Genomic DNA, 2,471 nt, shown 5'->3' with positions numbered 1-2,471 from the left:
GCTTGTGATACGGATGTGACAAACATTGTAAAAGTAAGCGGTGCTTTTGTAGCTTCTCAAGGTTGTGCTAACGCTGGAACATATACTAATACTTGGACGGTTAATGATGATTGTGGAAATACTTCTGCTATTTTCACACAAATCATTACCATCGAAGATACTACTGCGCCAACTTGGTCAACTCAAGCCGGAACATTAAATACAACGGTTCAATGTAGTGATGCGACAGCTTTGGCTAATGCTCAAGCGCAATTCCCAGTGGCTGCTGACGCTTGTGATACAGATGTGACAAACATTGTAAAAGTAAGTGGTGCTTTTGTAGCTTCTCAAGGTTGTGCTAACGCCGGAACTTACACTAATACTTGGACGGTTAATGACGATTGTGGAAATACTTCTGCTATTTTCACGCAAATCATTACAATCGAAGATACTACTGCTCCAACTTGGTCAACTCAAGCCGGAACATTAAATACTACTGTTCAATGTAGCGATGCAACAGCTTTGGCTAATGCTCAAGCTCAATTCCCAGTTGCAACGGATAGCTGTGATACTGATGTGACCAACATTGTAAAAGTAAGCGGTGCTTTTGTTGCTTCTCAAGGTTGTGCTAATGCCGGAACATACACTAACACTTGGACTGTTAATGATGATTGTGGAAATACTTCTGATGTTTTCACGCAAATCATTACAATCGAAGATACTACTGCTCCTACTTGGTCTACTCAAGCCGGAACATTAAATACTACTGTTCAATGTAGTGATGCAACAGCTTTGGCTAATGCTCAAGCGCAATTCCCAGTGGCTGCTGATGCTTGTGATATGGATGTAACAAACATTGTAAAAGTGAGTGGTGCTTTTGTAGCTTCTCAAGGTTGTGCTAACGCCGGAACTTATACTAATACTTGGACGGTTAATGATGATTGTGGAAATACTTCTGCTATTTTCACTCAAATCATTACCATCGAAGATACTACTGCGCCAACTTGGTCAACTCAAGCCGGAACATTAAATACTACGGTTCAATGTAGCGATGCAACAGCTTTGGCTAATGCTCAAGCTCAATTCCCAGTGGCTGCTGATGCTTGTGATACTGATGTGACAAACATTATAAAAGTAAGCGGTGCTTTTGTTGCTTCTCAAGGTTGTGCTAACGCCGGAACATATACTAATACTTGGACTGTTAATGACGATTGTGGAAATACTTCTGCTGTTTTCACGCAAATCATTACCATCGAAGATACTACTGCTCCTACTTGGTCAACTCAAACCGGAACATTAAATACAACGGTTCAATGTAGCGATGCAACAGCTTTGGCTAATGCTCAAGCTCAATTCCCAGTAGCAACTGATGCTTGTGATACGGATGTGACCAACATTGTAAAAGTAAGCGGTGCTTTTGTAGCTTCTCAAGGTTGCGCTAACGCCGGAACATATACTAATACTTGGACTGTTAATGATGATTGCGGAAATACTTCTGCTATTTTCACGCAAATCATTACCATCGAAGATACTACTGCTCCAACCTGGTCAACTCAAGGGGGAACATTAGATGTTACTTTACAATGTAGCGATAATGACGGATTGACAACCGCTCAAAACCAAGCTCCAATTGCAACAGATAATTGTGATGGAACTATAACTTATACTAAAGTAACTGGTCAATTACAAAAAGGTAGCTGTGGAAGTACTGGTACTTACACCAACACCTGGACTGCAACTGATACTTGCAATAATATCTCAACTGTCTTTACTCAGGTAATTACCGTTCAGGATACTGCAATTCCAACTTGGATTACTCAGGCTGGAACATTAAACACTACTGTTCAATGTAGTGATGCTGCAGGATTAACTGCTGCTCAAAATCAAGCTCCCGCAGCTACAGCCAATTGTTCAATTGTAACTTATACCAAAACAAGTGGTGCTTTTGTAGCCTCTGAAGGTTGCGCTAATGCTGGAACTTATACCAACTCTTGGATTGCAAAAGATGATTGCGGAAACGTTACGGATGCCTTTATTCAAGTAATTACTATTGAAGATACAACTGCTCCAACTTGGACAACTCAAGCCGGAACATTAAACGTGACTCTTCAATGTAGTGATGCAACAGCTTTAAATGCTGCTCAAGCACAATTCCCTATTGCAACTGATGCTTGTGATACTGATGTTTCGAATATCGTAAAAACCAGCGGTGCTTTTGTAGCTTCTGAAGGTTGCGCTAACGCTGGAACTTATACTAACACTTGGACTGTTAAAGATGATTGTGGAAATACTTCTGATGTTTTCACACAAGTAATTACAATCGAAGATACAACTGCTCCAACATGGACAACTGAGGCCGGAACACTAAACGTAACTGTTCAATGTAGTGATGCAACAGCTTTGACTACTGCTCAAACACAATTCCCGGTTGCTACTGATTCTTGTGATGGTGATGTTTCTAATATCGTGAAAACAAGTGGTGCTTTTGTAGC

General features: G+C 40.7%; 1 protein-coding gene. It reads left to right on the top strand.

Going from position 1 to position 2,471, the window contains the following annotated elements:
• The coding region (locus ACHRV5_RS22230; RefSeq protein WP_395428317.1) for an Ig-like domain-containing protein at window positions 1-2,471 on the top strand (2,471 nt) is incomplete at both ends.

This window comes from Flavobacterium sp. FlaQc-52, from assembly GCF_044007495.1.
Lineage (GTDB): Bacteria > Bacteroidota > Bacteroidia > Flavobacteriales > Flavobacteriaceae > Flavobacterium > Flavobacterium cupriresistens.
The sequence above is the reverse complement of the archived record's forward strand: the minus strand, read 5'-3'. Positions and strand labels throughout refer to the sequence as shown.